Raw genomic sequence first — 20804 nt, 5'->3', positions numbered from 1 at the left:
TTTTTTTGTCTAGTTCAAGCATGACTTGGGGGTGTACATTGTACACCCCCTACACCCCCTTGGACAGTCTGGCGATCGCGCTTCCCGACCAGATCAAGATGTCAACCTACTAAAGTGGGAAGCTGTGCCTATGCCTGAATTCTCCTTTGACAGCAGTTAGTGTAGGTAGTAAACTAAAGTAATTTCTATTAAACCTACACTAACTATGTCCCCAACTAACATCGAATCGCGTCTTTGTGCTCTAGCTTCTGAAATCGCTCTTATTCAGCAAGAGGAGGTTGCCGAGCCGAACACCTGGATAGAGCGCTTTGATGTCTCTAAGAGTAATGGCAAACGGTATGTGTACTTTAGGCTGATGGAAGGGACAACGAAGCGCTCCAGGAGTGGCAAGATTCAAGGGAAGTTCAAGCGCTATCTCGGAAGTGCTAGTAGCGCTAAATACAAGGCGGCTAAGGCGGCAATTGATAGGCGTAATCAGCTACGGTATCTCCAGAAACAATACCAACGTCTAGTAGCGGCGGGAGAGCCGGTGAGCCAAAAGCGGACAGGGTGTCAGCCACAATCAGTTAGTGTAGGTAGTGGGGGCTTGAATGAAAAATCTAAACCTTCACTAACTTACGGACAGAACCAATTGGCTGTACTCCAACAAAAGTTAATAGCTGTGATCCGGCAATATGAAGCGATGATGAAGGTTTTCCAGCAACAGCAGCAAATGTGGGAAGTTTTGATGCGGGACATCGAGGGCTTATTTGGAATGGCACTTAGTTAAGCTGAAGTTCCCCCCAGCCCAAAACTCTCTTACTGCTTCAACGCTAGAGTTCCCAGTATAATTGTCTCCCTATGGTCTGATCGGTGAGGCGCAGGCGCATTAGGTAGTCGCTTCGGCTTCGGTTCGATGTACGGGCTCAGAGGGTTGAAAAAATGGCTCCGGAGTTCCTCGTTATTTTGTTTTGGGCAGAACTTCAGTCGTTTACTGACCGTTTACTGACTATTCGCTATCCTCTGTCGCAATTGAGTATAACGCTGCTGTTGATTAGTTTGATTCACAGAAATGGCGATCGCTTTTTTTGACCCGATGACAATGGCGAGTTTCTGGGTGCGAGTGAGTCCGGTGTAGAGGAGGTTGCGCGACAGCAAAGGGGAGAATCACCACCGGATATTCTGAACCCTGGCTTTTGTGAATCGTTACCGCCCAGGCTAAGGTAATCTCGTTGAGGTCAGCGTAATCATAGGTAACGATTCGCCCTTGATACTGTACCTTGACCTCCTGTTCCGTGGTATCAATCGCCGTGATGATACCCAAATCCCCATTAAATACATCTCGCTGGTAATCATTGGTCTGTTGAATCACGCGATCGCCTACTCTTAAGGTTAAACACCGGGGTGACTTTTCCCCTAGAACTTTACTCCCCACTGGAGACATTGTACCGAGGAATACTCAACGAACGAGCTTTCCCATTCTCATCCCGCCAGCGCTGGAGGTAATAATTCCCCCGTGGCTCGATGAATCCCCCTGGCGTTTTCCGAGACAGATGGGACTTGTGTTTAAAATAATCATTAAAGGCTTTTTCTAGTTGGTCTAGAGTAAAGGGTTTGGGCAGAAATCGAAACGCCCCTTCTGCCATAATATCTTGCATCACTTTATCATCGCCATAGGCGGAAATCACAATTTTACCCACGTCATATTTCAGGTTATTAATTTGGCGCAAAAAGTCCACCCCATCATAGACATGATTTTCTGCTTTTATGGTCTGAGCCGCACTGTTGCGATACGGCGAAGGCATCCGTAAATCGGTTACTACTAAGTCAATTTTACATCTCAGCAAGCGACGCCCCTCGGAGGTTTCTTCCCATTCCGTATAGGTCGATAAAAGTTGTAGTCCTTCTTTGCCATTGCTGGCAAAATAAAAGAGATATCTTTTATCGTTTTCATACTTAAGTTGGATTGCATCTCGGAGGGCTTCTTCATCCTCCACAATCAGAACTCGTTTGACCATCGCTGTGCTTATTGACCACTATTATTTATTTTACCGTTAACTCTCCTCTCCCACGCAAAATTCAGACAGGGTGGGTTTTGTACACGGATTATCATCAATGGCTAAAAGAAAGTTCCATTACCCGCCCCTACAGGTTCAACAAACCAATTCTTGAACAGGTTATCGGTATTGACGATAATATTCCCCCCATCCCCAGCATTTTGCGCCGTAGCTGAAACCTGACTAGCTTGCAAGAGTAACGTATTCGCCGTTAGATTAATATTCCCCCCTGTTCCCGACTGAGTTTCCGCCGTGAGACTCCCCTGATTGAGTTCAATCAACTCACCGGAAATCACCAGAGAACCCCCATCCCCGGTTCCCAGATTCGTCACGCGGACTTCTGAAGTGTTATCGATAGAAAGGTGTGGCGATGTTATCTGAATCGTCCCCGATTTCCCGGATAATTCTGACCCATTGGGTAAATTGAAACTTTCTCGAAACAGGGGATTTAAGATATCGGCTGATGAGACAATGGAACTGGGGAGAGGGGATTGAGGACTTTCTAAAGTAATAGAACCAGTGGCGTTAATTGCAATCCTTCCCGCATTGCCTTGGGCTAATGTGGACGAATCAATGCGTCCCCCATTCTCTAATCGCAGTCTATCGGTTTGAATCGTAACACGAGCTGCATTTCCGGTTCCAGCCGAGGATGAACCAATGGCGCTGGGGGAAAATGTTTCTGGATTACTACCCACAAGTTCTAAGTTCTGGGTGTTAATTTGAATGGTTCCGCCATCTCCGTTACCGACGGTTGCAGATAAGAGTAATCCGCCGGATTGCAGGGTTAATGTATTGGCATTAATCATAATATCACCTGCTGCACCATCACTAAATGTGGCGGATGTAATTGTACTTGCAGTTCGGGCGGAACGGGGGGAATAACCGATAATATTTAATGTGTCTGGGACATGCAGATTTAAATCTCCGGCTGGCGCTACACCATAACTTAATGTCTGTAATCCTCCCCCTTGAGTTAAGGTTAAGTTGGGGGTAAAAATAGTAATCAGACTTCCCGGCATTTCGCCTAATGTCTCGGTGCGGATAGAACCGGCGATCTGGGCGATGGGGTCAGTTCCACTAATGGTTAATTGTTCCGTGGCGTGGATGGTTATGTTTCCCGGTTGCGCCTCAGTTGGGGGAACTGCCAGGGTTTGAATAAAGGCGACTGAACCGTCAGTAAAGTTGATTTGATTTCCCCAGAGTTGAATTTGTCCACCGCTGATTCCGGAGGCGTTAATCGCGCTGCGTTGGCTGAGGGTGATGGGATGAAGCTGGGAGGAATTGGGAATGGTAAGTTGTCCGTCTGAGAATTTGACTTCTCCTTGATTGACGGCGGCTAAATGAATTGTGCCATCCCTAGCCGTGAGGATAGCGCCGTCGAGGTTTATTTCTCCACCAATTAAGGCGAGGGTTTGATGGGGTTTTACGGTTAATCCACCGACGGAGTTATCGGAAATTGGCTTAAAGTTGAGGGCGTTGAGTTGATGTCCATCTCCGGTAATTTGGATAGTGCCTGGATTGATTAATCCTAAACCAATGGGGGTACTGATGGTGAGTTGGGGGGAGTTTGGGAGGGTGTTTAATTCGGTGCCATCGGCAAATAGTAGGCGGTTGGCGGTACTGGCGATAAAGGAACCGTTGAGGTTTAGTTGGGTAGTGGAACTGAATAGAATTCCGTTGGGATTGAGGAAGTATAAATCGGCATTTCCCACGACTCCTAATGTTCCCAAAATATGAGAGGGATTGGTTCCGGTGACGCGGCTGATGATGGTGTCAATCCCGGTGGCTGGGGTAAAGTAGGCGGCGTTTCCAGGATTGATGTTAAAGTCAGTAAAGCTATGGAAGAGGTTGGTGCCGATGGGGGTGCCGCCAGTGATGGTGAGTTGGTTGGGTTCGGGGTTAATTTGGGAGTTGATGGGTAAGCTGAAATCGGGGATAATTTGGGCGTGGCTAGGGGGGGTTAGTAGTGCCAGTAGGGTGAGGATGATCCCTGGACGCTTCATGATTTGGGTATTTGGGTTGGACTTGAGAGTATAGTAAGTGGTTGGATATGCGATCTCACTTTATCTTAGCAGTAGCTGGAGCGCTTTCCTAGATAGGGATTTGCGGTTTTGTTTACGGGGTGCGATCGCAATAATCATCTATGCCAATTTCTCACGAACTATTCAGTTATGCAATGAAACTCACACGCAAGAAGAAAATCCTGCTATTGATTATCGCATCCATGGTTGCAGCGATTGGATTGGATATGGCGATCGCACGTAGCGTCTATCATCCGTTAAACTATCTCTATTCGATGCTGAGTTGGACAAGTTGCCGGATTTTTCCCTGCTATCCCCAGGACACAAAAGCGGTAAAAGGAGGACAGGCGATGGTTGTTACCTCCCACGCCGAGGCATCGCGGGTGGGACAGGAGATTTTACTCGCTGGGGGGAATGCGATTGATGCAGCGGTGGGGGTAGGGTACGCTTTAGCCGTCGTAGAACCTTGTTGTGGGAATATTGGCGGTGGTGGGTTTATGGTGATTCACCGCGCTGATGGGGAGGAGATTTTTCTTAATTTTCGGGAGACAGCGCCTCTGGCGGCGTCGGCGGATATGTATTTGAATGCTCAGGGAGAGGTTATTCCGGATTTAAGTACTCAGGGGTATCTGGCGGTGGGGATTCCTGGAACCGTGGCGGGGTTGGATACTGCCCTATCTGAGTATGGCACGATGACCCGCCAGCAGGTGATGGCAGGGGCAATTCGGTTGGCACAGGAGGGGTTTCGTTTGTCGGCGGGGGATATTGAACGATTGCACCCCCAGACTAAGGTGTTTTCTCAACAGCAGAATGTGGCGGCGATTTTTTTGCGGAATGGGAAACCCTACCAAGTGGGGGAACAGTTGGTGCAGGGGGAATTGGGTCAAACTCTGAGAGCGATCGCTTCTTCTGGAGCGTCTGCTTTCTATCAGGGTAAAATTGTCAGGGCGATCGTGCAAGCGAGTCAGGAAAACGGCGGGATTCTTTCGGTTGAGGATTTTGCCAGGTATCGGGTGAATCAAGAAAAGCCCCTGCAATGTGAGTATCGCGGTTATGAGGTGGTAACTGCACCGCCGCCAGGTGGGGGGGTAACGGTGTGTCAGATTTTGAATGTGTTGGAAGGGTATCCGCTTTCTCAATTCGATTGGCATTCGACAGAGAGTCTGCATTACTTTTTATCTGCGGCGCTATTTGCTTATGCGGATCGGAACCAATTTCTGGGTGATCCGGATTTTATCGATAATCCTGTTGAGCGACTCCTGAGTGAAGACTATGCGGCTAGGATTCGGGGACAAATTGGAGAAAAGGCAATCGATCCGCGATCGCTCTTTTTAGAGGAAGTCCCCCAAGGTACGCATACCACGCACTATTCCATTGTGGATCGGTTTGGTAATGCCGTGGCGGTAACTTATACGATTAACTCTTTGTTTGGTGCCAAGGTTATTGCAAAAGATACGGGGTTCTTTCTGAATAATGAGATGGACGATTTCATGGCTAAACCAGGGAAAGGCAATCAGTTTGGTTTGGTTCAGGGAGAAGCCAATCAGATTGAACCAGGGAAGCAACCCCTGAGTTCGATGAGTCCGACGATTGTGAAGCAGGATGAAGAGGTTGTTTTGGTGACGGGTTCGCCTGGGGGTGCGACGATTCCCACAACGGTGGTGCAGGTGATTACGAATCTGATTGATTATGACTTGGATATCGAAGGGGCGGTGAATGCACCGCGTATCCATTATCAGGGATTACCCAATTGGGTGCTGACTGAACCCTTTGCGTTAGAACCAGAAGTGATTCCCCAGTTGTGGGAGAGGGGATATCGGGTGATTCCGTTTACCACTTGGGGGGCGGCGGAATCGATTGGGATTGAACCAGAGGTAGGGGTGCTTTGGGGGGTGAATGATAAGCGGCGGGTGGCGGGAAAAGCCCTTGGTTATTAGTCTTTTTGTTTGGCTTGAGGCTTTAAATCGAGCGATCACTTCCATTGTTGATCAATCAAACGCCACTTTTGTCGGAGTGCTGCCCCCTTTTATGAAGCTTGTGTGAAGCTCGGTTGTCTGCTGACTGAGGGACAACTAATAAGCTTAGTTTATCCATGAGAACGAATTTACGGGGTTATAGGATTATAGCTCTTTGAGCATTGGCAACGTTGTCCCTATACATTTCTTAGTAAATTCAGCTCAATTTTTAGGTTTCTTCTCTGTCAGAGATTTTCAGGAGTTGTTAGCTAAATTTATAGTTTAGTGATTAATCACATCAATCAATTTTAAGAAATATAACTAATTTAAAGATTTGATGAAGAGGGTTTTTATCTCTGAATTAGCTTGTAGGATTACTTCTGCCAGAGAATAATTAATTTCTAATAGTCTTGAGGAGGCATAATGATGAATAGTTTTCGTCTAGTCGGTGCTGATTTTCTAGATGAGTCTGCTCAATTTACTTGGGATGAAGCGACTTCAACAGCAAGAAGGTTACTGAATGCGATCGCCACTGATGAAGAGTTTTTAACAAAAGCTACTCTGGCGTTTGGTGATGGTTTTAAGGCTGAGAAGTTAGAAAGCTTGCGTCAGCAATGGGCGGCTGGTGAATTTGAAGCGTTTCCCCCTATTGAAATCCGCTCATCAGCAGAAATCAATGGTGCGAATGGAGCTTTTTCTGCGGATACCAATACCATTTATTTATCACAAGAATATATTGAACAGAATGCTGCTGATGTGCAGGCGATCGCGGATGTTATTTTGGAGGAGATTGGACATTCTGTAGATTCAAAAATTAATGTATCCGATGCTCCTGGGGATGAAGGAGCTATTTTTTCTGCTTTGGCTCAAGGTGTGCAGTTGGATGAATCTGCTCTTCAGGCATTAAAGGCTGAGGATGATACAGCCAGTATCACCTTAGATGGGCAACCCATTCAAATAGAACAAGCCGAGCCTGATTTGACCCAGATAATTGCACGTTTAGACGAGATGGTTACAGGTCTAGATAAGTACCTAGATACCCTCCAGTCTCTGATTAAAAGCGAGGTTTTTCTGAAAAACAGTCTACCGCTTTTAGGAGAAAAACTTGAGCAAGTAGACCAATTATTTGACGATTTAGAGAAAGTCAATACAGCAGTAAGTGTCCTGCAAAATGCAGTCGATGACATTCAGAAGATAGGGGAACCAACATCAGAGGATATTCAAAATGTTCTGTTCAATGCTCTTGGACCAGAAGCAAACGGACTTAACCTGCTCCAAAACTTGGATGGAAAGGATGGGATTACCAAGGAAGACATACTTGTAACTGATGAAATCAAGCTTAAATTAAGATTAAGTGATTCAAAAACATACGACATTCCATTTGCCGATGCCTTGGGACTACCGGGACTCAAACTTAGTCTTGATGGCGACGCAAAGGTTGACCTTACCTTTGATGGCAATTTTACTTTCGGTGTCCACAAGGATAATGGGTTTTTTCTGGATACATCAGCCCAAGATGAACTGAGTATTGGAGTGAAGGCTTCCCTACCTAATTCAGGTGCAACAGGTAAACTAGGATTTCTCCAGCTCGATGTAACTGACGAAGGAAGCAACTTTAATAGCACTTTTGCTGTTGACTTGAATGATGCCAATCAAGATAAACAGCTAGCACCTTCAGAAATTAGCACTAAGCTAACTGGTGGCGTAGATGTTAATCTGAATCTTCAAACCAGTATCGGTAATTCAGTATGGCTGCCCAAAATTAGCTCTGATTTGAACCTAGACTGGAATTTTGATGCAAATCAGCTAACCACTGAGTTCAATAACGTAAATCTGGATCTGGGTACATTTGGTAACTTGTTAAACCCCATTCGGGACAATATCAGCAGCATTAGTAAACCGATTAGTCAGAATCTTGAACCCTTTATAGAGCTTTTTGAAAAAGAAATTCCTTTCCTTAATAAACTAGGCTTAGGAGATTTTGATACTCTCCAAGAAATTATCGCAATTAAATATCCAAGTATTGACAACTTTATATCTGGGGTTAAAAACATTACAGAGATCGCCAGTTTACTTGAAAAGCTTCCTAATGCTACAAGTGGAAGCGATTTAAAGCTAGGTGACTTCGATCTCAGTCAATATGGCATTGATATTCGTGAAGAAAATCAGAATGGCTCGCAAATTGGCAGTGAACCAGTCAATCTAGATCAACAACAAAGTGAAACGCAAAACTTCATAACCAGCATCACACAATCTAATAGCGATCTACAGTTCCCGCTCTTAACTGACCGGACAACAGCCCTCAAAATACTTTTGGGTCAAACTGCTGAACTATTTACTTATAAACCACAGGATCTGAAATTCGAGACTGAAATAGAATCACCTTTCTTTCCTATATTCGGACCGGTAGGTGCGAGATTCGGAGGAGAGATTGGTGCTGAACTAAATCTTGGTTTTGGATACGATACGTTTGGATTACAGAAGTTTGCTGAAGGCGATTTTCAAGACATTGGAGACCTCAGTGATGGTTTTTACGTGAGCGATCGAGAGAATGCCAACGGCACAGGTGCCGATGTAGCCGAAGTTTCTTTTAATGGCGGTATTACAGCCAATGCTGAGTTGAATCTTGGTCTCGCAAGAGCTGGTGTCGGCGGTGGTATCTTTCCTAGTCTTGAATTCAATCTTGATGATGCCAACAACGACGGTAAATTCCGATTGGATGAGATAGATAACTGTTGGCTTGACATATCGGGTGGCGTATCTGCTGGACTCACTGCCTACTTCAAAGTTGGATATGGTTGGTTCTCATATACAAAACGCTGGAGAGGTCCTCGAGTCGATTTGGTTGATTTTGCCGTAGATTGCTCTGAGGAGGATTTAAATCCAAAACCAATACAACTAGCAACGGAAATCAGTGGTGATATTTTACGGCTTAACCTGGGTCTGTATGCAGGCACGTTGAATATAAGTGAAGGGGAAAAGTCTGAGGTATTTAAGATCGAGCATCAGTCAATCGAAGAAAACGGGGAAACAGTCAAGGTCTCGACGTCAACGAATACGCAGAATTACAGTCAAAATCCACAAAGTTACAGTGATATTCGCAGGATTATTGCTGACGGTGGAGATGGTAACGATGTAATTGAACTGGCTGTCGATGTCCTTGCAGCAGCAGAAGTTTTGGGTGGTAGTGGTGATGACCAGCTTTATGGCGGTAGCGGTGATGACCAGCTTTATGGAGATGAAGGTAAGGATTTACTGGAAGGTCGCAAAGGCTTTGACATCCTTGATGGCGGTAACGATAATGATACATTGCGTGGTGGTGACGACGACGACTTGTTGATTGGTGGATTAGGAGATGATTTCCTCGACGGAGGGGAAGGTGTTGATACTGCTAGCTACGAAACTGCTGGGGAAGGCGTAGTTATTAATCTAGCAACAGCTAAAAGAATGGGGGATGAGATAGAGCTTGAGGTAAAAAGCACTAATGGCAATCTCCAAACAGATACGCTCAAGTCTATTGAACAAATAGATGGTTCAAATCATGCAGATACTTTGTTGGGCGACGATTTAGATAATGTCTTGGGTGGATTAGATGGTAACGATTTGATCGACGGTGGACGAGGTAATGACATTCTCATTGGTGGATTAGATGCCGATACTTTAAAAGGTGGCGAGGGAATTGATTCTGCTTCCTATATTGATTCAGAACAGGATGTACCGGCTGATCAGGCAACAGGCGTATTTGTCAATCTATTAACAGATGAAGCTTTTGGTGGTGATGCACAAGGAGATCGCTTTGAGTCGATTGAAAACCTGGAAGGTTCAAGACATAATGATACGCTGATAGGTGACGGCTCAGATAACTTACTGAGTGGGTTGGGCGGCAATGATTTCCTTGCTGGTAGCGCTGGCGACGATACGCTGGTTGGCGGCGCTGGTATTAATATCCTCAACGGTGGTGCTGGTAGTGACACGGCTTCCTATCTCAACTACAAAAAACTCAAAGAAATACCAGAAGGTTTAGAGGGTTTAGAGATAGGTGTATTCGCTAGTCTGGCAGAAGGCGCAGGTATGGCTGGAGCTGATACAGGAGATATTCTTGCTGAAGATGGCACTACAGTTCTCCTGTCCGGTGACATGGATGACGTAGCAGATACGTTCCAGAACATTGAAAACCTAGAAGGTTCAATTTATGCTGATACTCTGGTTGGCGATGCTTCAGACAACATTCTGAGGGGATTAGGTGGTAGTGATACCCTAAATGGTGGTGCTGGTAGCGACACGGCTTCCTATCTCAACTCACCTGAAGGTGTATCTGTAAATCTAGAAACTGGGGAAGCATTCGGTGGGGATGCACAAGGGGATGTACTCCAGGACATTGAAAACCTGGAAGGTTCAGATCACAAAGATACACTGATAGGCGACTCCGAGAATAATATTCTGACTGGGCGGGATGGTAATGACTATTTGGAGGGTGGAGCTGGTAATGATGAATTAGTAGGCGGTACAGGTAACGACCAACTTTATGGGGGTTCAGATAATGACTCTCTCTATGGCGGTGAAGGAAATGACCAACTCTTTGGCGAAGATGGCGATGATCTCCTTAACGGTGATACTGGCGATGACGAATTAGTAGGCGGTACTGGCAATGACACCTTATATGGAGAAGCTGGCAATGACTTCCTGATGGGAGAAGCAGGCGACGACATAATTGACGGTGGCACTGAAGTTGATACCGTCAGCTACGACAACTCCCCCAGCGGCGTAGTTGTCAATATTGATGAAGCACAAAACTATCAAAATCCCGGCGGATCTCTCCACACAACCATAGTTTCTACCAGCCTCATTCCCACCGACACTGAACCCAACTTTACCATCAACGCAGGCACAGCCAAAGATGGGTTCGGCACCACAGACACCCTGCGGAATCTGGAAAATATCATCGGTTCTGAGTATGATGATGTTCTGATTGGTAACAGTCTAGATAACCGCATCGAAGGTAAGTCAGGAAATGACCTGCTCGTTGGCAATGCTGGGAATGACTACCTTGACGGAGGCAATGGCATTGATACTGTCAGCTACCGCCGCGACCCAGGCTTAGTCAAGGTCAACTTAGAGCAAAACCAAGCTAATGACGGCTTTGGCGGCACTGACCAAATCTTTAACATTGAAAATGTTATCGGCTCTGCCTTCAATGATGAAATTATCGGCGATGCCAACGCCAATATCATTCACGCTGGAGATGGCGATGACGTTGTTAACGCCAGAAATGGGAATGACATCATCTTTGGCGAAGCAGGCAAAGACACTCTCTTTGGCGAAAACGGTGATGATTTCCTAGTTGGTGGTACGGATGCCGATAGTCTTAATGGCGGTGCAGGTAATGACACAGCTTCCTATTTCACTTCCGCCACCCGTGTTGCTGTAAGTCTCACCACAGGTAAAGGCTGGGCGGGAGATGCTAAAGGCGATCGCCTGACTGCCATTGAAAACCTAGAAGGCTCAGAATTCGAGGATCTACTCATTGGTGATAGTTTAAATAATATCCTGAGTGGATTGGGTGGCAATGACCTGATTTACGGTAAAGCTGGCGATGACTTGCTCGATGGTGGCACAGGGAGCGATCGCCTCTACGCCGGAAAAGGTAATGACCAACTCTTTGGTCAAGCAGGTGTTGACCTACTCAAAGGTGGATTGGGTGATGACCAACTCTTTGGCGGGGACGGTAACGACCAACTTTACGGTCAAAATGGCAACGATATTCTAAATGGAAACGCGGGTAATGACTACCTCAACGGTGGGTCGGGTGATGACCAGCTTAATGGTAATGAAGGCAACGACCAACTCTATGGTCAGACGGGTACGGATATCTTGGATGGGGGAACAGGCGATGACCTCCTTGATGGTGGGTCTGGTAATGACCTCCTCAATGGTGGCGACGGGGATGACCAACTCTATGGTCAGACGGGTGCGGATACCCTGGATGGGAACGCGGGTAATGATCTCCTCGATGGTGGGTCAGGACATGACCTCCTCAATGGTGGCGACGGCAATGACCGACTCTATGGTCAAAACGGTCAAGATACTCTAAATGGGGATGCAGGCAATGACCTCCTTGATGGTGGGTCTGGCAATGACCTCCTCAATGGTGGTGACGGTAACGACCAACTCTACGGTCAAAGCGGTCAAGATACCCTCAATGGAGACGCAGGTAATGACGCCCTCTTCGGCGGTAGCGGGGCAGATACGCTCAATGGGCAAGCGGGTGATGACTACCTAGAGGGTGGGTCAGGAAATGATATGCTCTCAGGCGGTGACGATAATGACCGACTCTATGGTCAAGAGGGTGATGATATGCTGGCGGGTAACGCTGGCAATGATTACCTGGATGGCGGCATCGGCGATGATTGGCTAGAAGGCAATGACGGGAATGACCGACTTTATGGTCAGGAAGGGTATGATGTGCTCGATGGCGGCGCTGGTCATGACTTTCTTGATGGCGGCGAGGGTGATGACTTCATTTATGGTCGGGACGGTAGCGATCGCCTCTACGGTCAGGCTGGCAATGACTACTTGGATGGTGGCACAGGCGATGACCGACTTGAGGGCAATAGTGGCGATGACCAACTCTACGGTCAGGTAGGTCGTGACTATCTCGATGGCGGCACAGGGGATGACTTCCTCTGGGGTGGTGCTGATGCTGATTTGCTGTTAGGGCAAGCAGGCAATGATTACCTGGATGGAGAATCCGGTGATGACCAGCTCAAAGGTGGTGACGGCAATGACCAACTCTATGGCAGTGATGGGAATGACACCCTGAATGGAAATGCTGGTAATGACTACTTGGAAGGGGGTCAGGGTAATGACCAGTTAACCGGGGAAGATGGTAATGATTTCCTCTATGGTCAAGACGGTAGCGACACCCTCGATGGAGGTGCTGGTAATGATAACCTCAAGGGTGGAGACAGTGATGACCAGCTAATCGGAGGTGATGGTAACGATCTCCTCTACGGCGAGGAGGGTAATGATACCCTTGATGCAGGTGATGGCGATGATTACCTCGAAGGTGGGTCAGGTGATGACCAGCTTACCGCAGGTAATGGTAATGACCAGGTTTACGGTCAAGACGGCAGTGATACCATTGATGCTGGGGCTGGCAATGACTACCTCGACGGTGGATTAGGCGATGACCAACTCACTGGGGGCGATGGTGTTGACCAACTCTACGGTCAAGACGGCAATGACATCCTTGATGCAGGCGCTGGCAATGATGCCCTGTGGGGCGGTAATGGTAACGATACCTTGCTAGGACAAGCCGGAGATGATTACCTTATCGGTGGTAACGGGGATGACCTGCTCTATGGTGGTGCTGGTAACAATGAGTTAAAGGGTGATACTGGCAACGACCAGCTTTACGCGGGTGAGGGTGATAATGTCCTAGACGGCGGAACAGGTACTGACACACTGTACGGTAACAGCGGTCGTGATATGTTCGTAATAGCGCCTGGTGCTGGAAGTGATACTATTTTCAACTTTGTCGCTGGTACGGATTATCTGGGATTAGATGGTTTGACCTTTGATGATCTCACCATTATCCAAGGCACAGACACTAATGCTAACAATACCCTAATTAGCATCACCCAGAGTGATGAACTCTTAGCTTCACTCATTGATGTGCAAGCTAACAGCCTCACTTTTTGGGATTTTGCCGTTATCTAGATAGCGCTGAACTTTTCTCCCACGCTACCAAGTCTCATGGTTAGGGTGGGGGAAGGGGAAGCCAACTGTTAGAAAAAAATACGGAATGGAACCCAGCCGGATTTGAGCTTTTACGAAAGCCTAAATCCGGTAAAATTTTCTCTATAGAGACATTCAACTCTATCCATCCAATATTACCTTTCTAGCTCGACAAAGCCATACCTCACTCCCTCTCCCCCTCAAACACCAACTGACTCTTGGGAAAAACCACCTCAAACTCCGTATACTCTCCCACCTGAGACGTCACCCCAATCGCCCCCTGATGCTTCTCCACTAACTCATAGACGATATACAACCCCAACCCCGAACCCTCCCCCATCGGCTTCGTCGTCACCAACGGTTCAAACAACCGCTTCTGCACCGATTCACTCATTCCTATCCCATTGTCCCAAACCCGGCAAATTACCGACTCATTTTCCTCAACCCACTCAATTCGGATCTGGGGGATATAAGCGGAAGCTGGGGAAGAATCAGACTCCTCTAACCCCTCCCGCTTACACCGTACCGCATACACAGCATTATCCAGTAAATTTGTCAACACCCGCAACACCAACAACGGCACCTTCACCGGAACCGAATCCCACTCCCCCAATCGCCGCTCTATCTCAATCCCCTTATCCTGGGGACAAGCCAACTTCACCGCCAACTCCACAATCATTCCCACCGTCGCCTTTGCCAAACTCTGGGGTAACTCCCCTTGGGGCACTGGAAGCAACGTCGCCACCAACCCATTCGCCCGATTTAACTCCTGTTTCGCCTTCTCTACCTGCTGCTCCCATTTGAGTACCACCTCCTCTCCCTTTCCCTCGCGCCATTGCTGGGTTAACATGGTTAAAATCTCCAACCGATTTCCCACCGCCCACAGGGGATTTTTCAACTCGTGGGATAAATTTCCCACCAAGGAACTCATCGCCGTGAGTTTCTCTTGCTGAATTAACTGATTTTGCGTCGTTTGCAGTTGAATCAACGCCTCCTCTAAATGCTGCGTCTTCTGATTCACCTGCGCTACCAACAAGCGGTTATACTCCTGCAATTCCTGAATATAAAAATACAGCACTCCCCACACTCCCATTAGTCCAATTCCCACCAACGCCGCCCCCGACGGTATCCAGATATCCAGTAAAAACGCTGTATACGTCACCCCCACCAAGACACCACTTAAACCAATCCCCCCGATTAACGCCATAATCAACGTCAACCCTGGATAATGTCCCCGTCGCCAGCGTCGTAGAAAGACATATTCCAAACTTACCCACAACCAAATCCAACCATATTCCCAGGGTTGCGCCACTCCCCGAATTCCCCCATCTTCCAAGAGCGCCGCCTGAATTATCTGACTCGTCAACAGCGCCTGAATCTCCACCCCATACTTATGTTTGGGTGTAGTTCTCTGATAGTGAGAAAAAGGGGTATAAAATCTATCCCGTAACGACGGCGCGTAAGCCCCAATTAATACCACCTTATCCTCAAACCGTTGCCCAGAAACCCGCCCCTGTACAACATCCATCAGCGAAACCCGGTCAAATCCGGCTTCCGGAAACTGTCGCCAATCGAGTAAAATTTGATACCCTCGGTCATCGGTATTCATATAACCGCCATGATTCTCTTCCAAAGGCGGAAACACCGCTTCCCCTAACCGTAACCACCCCTGTTGCGTCGCTTCCGGCGCAATTCCTGACTCCGATAAATAGCGATATGCCAACTTCAGCGCTAAACTGGGAATCTTCGACTCTGGGGAACCATCGGAAATCGGGTAAAGAGTTCCCCGGCGCACCACCCCATCAGCATCAACTATCGTACTAATATCAGCAACTTGCTGTTTTTGCGCCAGGATAGGTGGGGGTGCAATCGGGGTAAAAAACTCATCCCCCGGTACTCCGGTAAACTTACCCACACCGATTACCTTATCTGAGGTGCGGAAAATTTCCTCAAGGGTGTTTGCTCCCGGTGGCGTCAGGTTATGAGTTTTATCACGATTATTATTAGTCAGACGTTCCAACGGAACATCTCTACGAGTTTCCCCATAATTAACCGGAACATCGCGAAACAAATCTAACCCCACCACCACGGGATTCGCCGCCAGAATCTGACTGAGTACCTGTGCCAAAACGCGATCGCTTATCGGATAATGGTCTAACTCCTGGATATCCGCCTCGGTTATTCCCACAATCACTATCCGTTGACTCGGCGGCGCTGGGGGTAACTGCTTAACCATCTCGTCAAACAGCCTCAACTCCAGGGGTTCCAATCCTCCCACCCCCACCAGTAGGGACACCAGCAACCCTACCGGAACAATTCCTTTATACCAACTCTCCTTAAGTAACCCCCTGTTGAACTTGGCTACTTTTTCCTTAAAGCCTTCTATCTTCAAAACCCCTTCTGCCTTCTGCCTCCTGCCTTCTCACATCCGCCACATCTCCACCCTGATATCTGCCAATTTCTGCCAAAAGTTGCCAAAAATAGTCCGATTCCCGACCTGCGGCTAAGGCATCATGCCATAATCCATACTGGGCGAATATCTCTGCTTGTTCGCGATTGGAGTTGGCTTGAGATAGCGCCCAGTTGAACTCTGGGGATGGTTCTACCCGACGCAACGACGCCCGTGCATAAATCGGGGTACTCTGGGTTTGGCTAACTACTGTCCACACATATTCCTTCCCCACCTCCAGAGGTGGCGCGGTTTCCGGTATTTTAACCCACACCACTTGGGGTTTATCCACCCAGATATCCCGTTCATAAATCGGTTCACTCACCCCTGGTGCAGATAAAACAAACGTTACCCGCGTCAATTCCGTATAAAAAAAGAACGTGGGATGAGCCGCGACAGTATTTGGGGTATGATTTTCTGGAATCAACAAATATAATTCCCCAGACTCCCCCTTACGCCGCGAACCTTGGGCGTCGGCTTGTTGTTGTCGCCCTCTATCTGACGGCGGTTGATACTCGGTAGCATAGCCAGGGGTTAGGGTGAGTAACCCGATTACCAGGGAGAGAGGAAGAAAGGGTAGCGAGGTAGAATGCATTGTCGCTTCGGAGTCGTTTTTGTTAGAATAACCGATTCCCGTTTCAGCGATACCGTTCATCCCAAGCAATAAGAGCGGATAACCGCAGGGGCGCGATCGCACCCCTGATGGCGTATGCTGAAATATAAATTTCAAGTACTTGCAGTAGACAAGGCAAGACACTATGATCCGGAAGCTTGTTTTGGTCTATTTACCGAAAAATTGGGTCTAAAGCCTCGTCCTTTAAGGACGACTTTGTGTTAAAATTCACTTAGAGGAAAGGGTATTAAACCTCTTGTAAAACCCAGAGCCGAGAGGCATCGCACCTTGAAAACTAGGCTTAGAGGGTTCTGTACAGAAAGGCTTGTACAGGTAAAAAGTCTAAGCAACAAGCACGCCCAAAACACATTCTTTCTTGTTTTCAATAGTACGATAGGGCATATCGAAACTAGCTTCTGTAATGGAGCAAAACGCTTCTTCCAGAGATGCTCCTCTGGTATGAAATAGGCGACTATTTCATAGTAAGAGTGCTCGATGAAAGAAGCGCTACTCACGCCTTTAGGCTGAGGAGTGTCAAGTTTCCGGTTATTGATGCCAACCCGATTTCAATTTCTTGATAGAATAATAACCAATTCGCTACTGTTACCCCCTTTATCCCTTAGGTACTCCTTGAACCTTTCTGTCCTCTGCCTTCTACCCTCTGCCTTATCCTCCCTTCTCCTCTCCCTATCCCCTCCAACCCTCGCCCAACCCGCAGCCAACCCCAGCCCACACTACCAACTCCAACAAGCCCAAACCTCTCTCCATCAAGGCGATAGCCAACACGCCATCCAATTAGCCCAACAAATCCTCCACACCACCCCAAACCTCCAACTCAAAGCCATCTCCCTCGGTATCATCGGAAACGCCTACTTCCTGCAAGGCAAATTCAGCCAAGCCATCCACACTTATCAAACCAGCCTCGACATTGCCCAAACCCTCAACAATCCCGAACTCCTCACCACCGCCTACAACAACCTATTCACCACCTGGACAAACCGTTACCAACGCGCCCTCTCCCAAGCCCAAGCTGCCCAAGACGCCGGAAACCCCAACCTCAGCCAAACCTACCTGCAACAAGCCATTGAAGCCCAAACCCAAGCCCAAACCGCCGCCGAAAACGCCCTCCAAACCAGTCAACATCTTACCAGCCTAGTCGCCGCCCAAACCCGAATCAACATCCTCTCAATTCTCCCCCCTGACGCCCAACACCCCTACCGCCAGCAAGCCGAACAAATCCTCACCAATCTCCCCCCATCCACCGGAAAAATTTATCAACTCCTCACCCTCGAACCCGGAAATCCCCACCTCATCCAAACCGCCCTCACCACCGCCCAACACTTAGGAGAACCCCGCCCCCTATCCTTCGCCTGGGGAGAACTCGGTAAACTCTACTTCCAACAAAAAAACTACCCCCGCGCCCTCCAAGCCCTGCAAACCGCCAGCCATTTCGCCCACCTATCCGCCGCCGATGATAGCCTATATCAATGGCAATCCCTCATCGCCCGTATCTATCACCAGCAAGGAAAACGCCACCTCGCCAAAACCCATTACCGCGCTGCCATCGCCAGCCTACAAACCCTGAGACAGGATATCGCCCAACCCTTACAACCCGACTTTCACCACTCCGTAGAACCCATCTACCTCAACTTCCTGGAACTCCTCTTGGAGGAGGATAACCCCACCGACATCCAAGAAGCCTTAGAAATCACTGACTTACTCCAAATCGCCCTCCTGGAAAACTTCTTCGGCGAAATCTGCTGGACGACTCAAACCATCTCCCCCCAAACCCTATCCCAACAAACCCAATCCGCCCTAATCACCCTTCTCCCCCTCACTAACCACGTCTACTTCATCCTCCAACTCCCCGATGGCACCCTATCCCGCCACCGCCTCGCCATCACCCCCTCCCAACTCCAATCCCAACTCACCGAATGGCGACACCTCCTCGAACAAATCGCCCACAATCGCTATCTCACTCTCTCCCAAACCCTCTACACCCAACTCATTGCCCCCATCGCTCCACATCTTGACCAAACTGTCAAGACCCTCGTCTTCAATCCCGTCGGACAATTTCGCACCGTCCCCCTCGCCGCCCTCCACGACGGCAAACAATTCCTCGTCGAAAAATATGCCGTTGCCCACACCCTCACCTGGCGCTTACAATCCCGACACCAACCCAACCCCAGCCCCACCTTAATCTTCGGTTTAAGCCAGGGAGGAGCCGACTACGCCCCCTTACCCGGTGTCCACCAAGAAACCCACGCCATTCAAACCCTCTTGGGCGGACACCTCTTCCTCAACCAAGACTTCACTCCCGAAACCCTGAAAAACGCCCTGAAACAATACCCCGCCGCCATCCTTCACTTAGCCACCCACGCCAAATTTGGTGGCACTCCCGAAAGCAGTTTCATCCAAACCGCCAGCCAACCCATCAGCCTTTCCGAATTTGAAACCATCCTCAACAGCACCAAATATCCCCCCTCTCTCCTCGTCCTCAGTGCCTGCCAAACCGCCGCTGGAAGTGAACTGGGACTCGCTGGCATATCCCTACGGACAGGCGTCGCCACCGTCTTAGGCAGTTTATGGTTTATCGGTGATCGCGTGAGTGCAGAAATCCTGAATGACTTCTATCACTACAACCAACACCACCCCCGCGCCCAAGCCCTCGCCCTGGCGCAAATCCAACAAATCCGTGACCTCCGTTCCCACCCCGCCACTTGGGCGCCCTTAACCTTATGGGGATATTGGCAGTAAAAAAAGTTGATAGTTTTTGAAAAACTATTTTTTTTCTCTCAGTTCTGATCTATCCTAAAAAACAAGCCTATCGAGACCTGCTATGGCGCGTCTCTTTAAACCAGACCCAAAAACAAGTTGACTGAAGGTGATATTTTAGCCTAAATCACCCTCAGCCAAACTCAATAAACCATTGCCTAAATTATGACACACAACATCATCTCACCCGAACGTCTTCCAATCCTCAAGATGGCTCGGATACGCTCCAATGTAGTTGTTCTTCCAGACCTACCTTGGCACGTTTGTGCGCTTACTTCACCAACGCCACTTGAGAACGAGACTCTCTCTCCGCCAAACTTTCCACAATCATCATCGCCAGCTCCTTCTTTTGGGAGCAATCAAGCTGGGGAAGAGCATCTCGCAGAGAATCCCGCAGAGATATCGCTGAAGGCGCCACCGACGCCCCTAGTTCCAAGGAATAAAACCGCTGCCTAGCTTCAAAGGGCAGACAGTTCAACAAAACCTTCAAATTATCGCAGGTCATGCTCTTGCGCCCCTTTCTGAATGAGCTAATCGAGTTTTCACTAATACCCGATTCACTTGCTAGGTGCTTTGCAGATATTCCAAATTCTCGCAGAACCTTGTCGAAATTGTATCCTGAATTCATTTGTTAATTTAATTAAAGTTGGATTGACTAGATAGTCCAACTAAATTTCAATGGCTTAGGGTGTTTTAGCACCCCCACGGGGATTCACCCTCAAGTGCCACCTTGAGCGTTATCTCACCTCGACTTCAACACAATTAATTCAACCACTTCTATCATGACACAAGCCAAAATTCAGGGGAAGTTTTACCCTTTACAGTACAGCGAATGGCTGAGAGCGTGCCACGAACTCACTCCCGCCCAGCGAGATGTGCTGTATTTCATCCGAACTCTCGATCCTTACGGGGAAGGCTTAGACCTCTCAATCGCCGAAGTCGCCCGTCAGCTTTCAACCCCTACCAAAACCGTACACCGTTCAACCATCAGCCGCGCCCTCAGGGAACTAGATACCAAGGGCTTCATTGATATGGATTTGATACAAGTCAACGTCACCATCAAGGGTAAAGGAATTCACTGTACCCAGACTATCGACGACGAGCGTGATCATGACGCAACAGTGTTGTCTCCAGACAACAGGCGTGATCATGACGCAACAGTGTTGTCTCCAGACAACAGGCGTGATCATGACGCAACAGTGTTGTCTCCAGACAACA

The 20804-nt window shown here is 48.2% G+C and carries 10 protein-coding genes and 1 pseudogene; 5 read left to right on the top strand and 6 right to left on the bottom strand.

All coding sequences use genetic code 11. From position 1 onward, the window contains the following. Positions 1 to 205 precede the first annotated feature (205 nt). A complete protein-coding gene (locus ACLGGO_RS27695) occupies positions 206 to 769 on the top strand; it encodes a hypothetical protein (RefSeq protein WP_446421706.1) in 564 nt (187 codons plus the stop codon). Positions 770 to 981: 212 nt separating this feature from the next. Here the strand turns inward: ACLGGO_RS27695 and ACLGGO_RS27690 are convergent. From ACLGGO_RS27690 to ACLGGO_RS27680, 3 genes and pseudogenes are all read right to left on the bottom strand, one after another. After that, positions 982 to 1375: pseudogene (locus ACLGGO_RS27690) on the bottom strand (ATP-dependent DNA helicase); the annotation flags it as partial. Between the two features lie 28 nt (positions 1376 to 1403). Beyond that, positions 1404 to 1997 carry a response regulator gene (locus tag ACLGGO_RS27685; RefSeq protein WP_446421705.1) on the bottom strand — a complete coding sequence of 198 codons (594 nt, stop codon included), beginning with the start codon at positions 1995 to 1997 and terminating at the stop codon, positions 1404 to 1406. A 101-nt stretch (positions 1998 to 2098) separates the two neighbouring features. Beyond that, complete coding sequence (locus tag ACLGGO_RS27680; protein WP_446421704.1) at positions 2099 to 4039, bottom strand: two-partner secretion domain-containing protein; 1941 nt, start codon at positions 4037 to 4039, stop codon at positions 2099 to 2101. Between the two features lie 140 nt (positions 4040 to 4179). Here ACLGGO_RS27680 and ggt point away from each other — a divergent pair, with 140 nt between their 5' ends. Together ggt and ACLGGO_RS27670 are read left to right on the top strand one after the other, a co-directional pair. Next, the gene (gene ggt / locus ACLGGO_RS27675; RefSeq protein ID WP_446421703.1) at positions 4180 to 5994 is read left to right on the top strand and encodes a gamma-glutamyltransferase; all 1815 of its coding nucleotides are present in this window, start codon (positions 4180 to 4182) and stop codon (positions 5992 to 5994) included. Positions 5995 to 6435: 441 nt separating this feature from the next. Further along, the gene (locus tag ACLGGO_RS27670) at positions 6436 to 13731 is read left to right on the top strand and encodes a calcium-binding protein (protein WP_446421702.1); all 7296 of its coding nucleotides are present in this window, start codon (positions 6436 to 6438) and stop codon (positions 13729 to 13731) included. Positions 13732 to 13933: 202 nt separating this feature from the next. Here ACLGGO_RS27670 and ACLGGO_RS27665 read toward each other — a convergent pair whose 3' ends face one another. Next, the gene (locus ACLGGO_RS27665; protein ID WP_446421701.1) at positions 13934 to 16141 is read right to left on the bottom strand and encodes a CHASE2 domain-containing protein; all 2208 of its coding nucleotides are present in this window, start codon (positions 16139 to 16141) and stop codon (positions 13934 to 13936) included. Continuing rightward, positions 16122 to 16928: a DUF928 domain-containing protein gene (locus tag ACLGGO_RS27660; RefSeq protein WP_446421700.1), complete on the bottom strand. Its 807-nt coding sequence runs from the start codon at positions 16926 to 16928 to the stop codon at positions 16122 to 16124. The genes ACLGGO_RS27665 and ACLGGO_RS27660 overlap by 20 nt, the downstream gene beginning before the upstream one ends. A gap of 513 nt (positions 16929 to 17441) precedes the next feature. Here ACLGGO_RS27660 and ACLGGO_RS27655 point away from each other — a divergent pair. After that, the gene (locus ACLGGO_RS27655) at positions 17442 to 19568 is read left to right on the top strand and encodes a CHAT domain-containing protein (protein ID WP_446421699.1); all 2127 of its coding nucleotides are present in this window, start codon (positions 17442 to 17444) and stop codon (positions 19566 to 19568) included. A 289-nt stretch (positions 19569 to 19857) separates the two neighbouring features. Here ACLGGO_RS27655 and ACLGGO_RS27650 read toward each other — a convergent pair whose 3' ends face one another. After that, positions 19858 to 20214: a helix-turn-helix domain-containing protein gene (locus ACLGGO_RS27650; RefSeq protein WP_446421698.1), complete on the bottom strand. Its 357-nt coding sequence runs from the start codon at positions 20212 to 20214 to the stop codon at positions 19858 to 19860. A 154-nt stretch (positions 20215 to 20368) separates the two neighbouring features. Here ACLGGO_RS27650 and ACLGGO_RS27645 point away from each other — a divergent pair. Next, positions 20369 to 20804 (top strand): sigma-70 region 4 domain-containing protein (locus tag ACLGGO_RS27645; protein WP_446421697.1); only part of this gene is annotated, 436 nt, incomplete at its 3' end.

It is taken from the genome of Coleofasciculus sp. (assembly GCF_046565525.1).
In the GTDB taxonomy this organism is placed as follows: Bacteria; Cyanobacteriota; Cyanobacteriia; order Cyanobacteriales; family Coleofasciculaceae; genus Coleofasciculus.
This window is presented reverse-complemented; position numbering and strand designations above follow the sequence as displayed.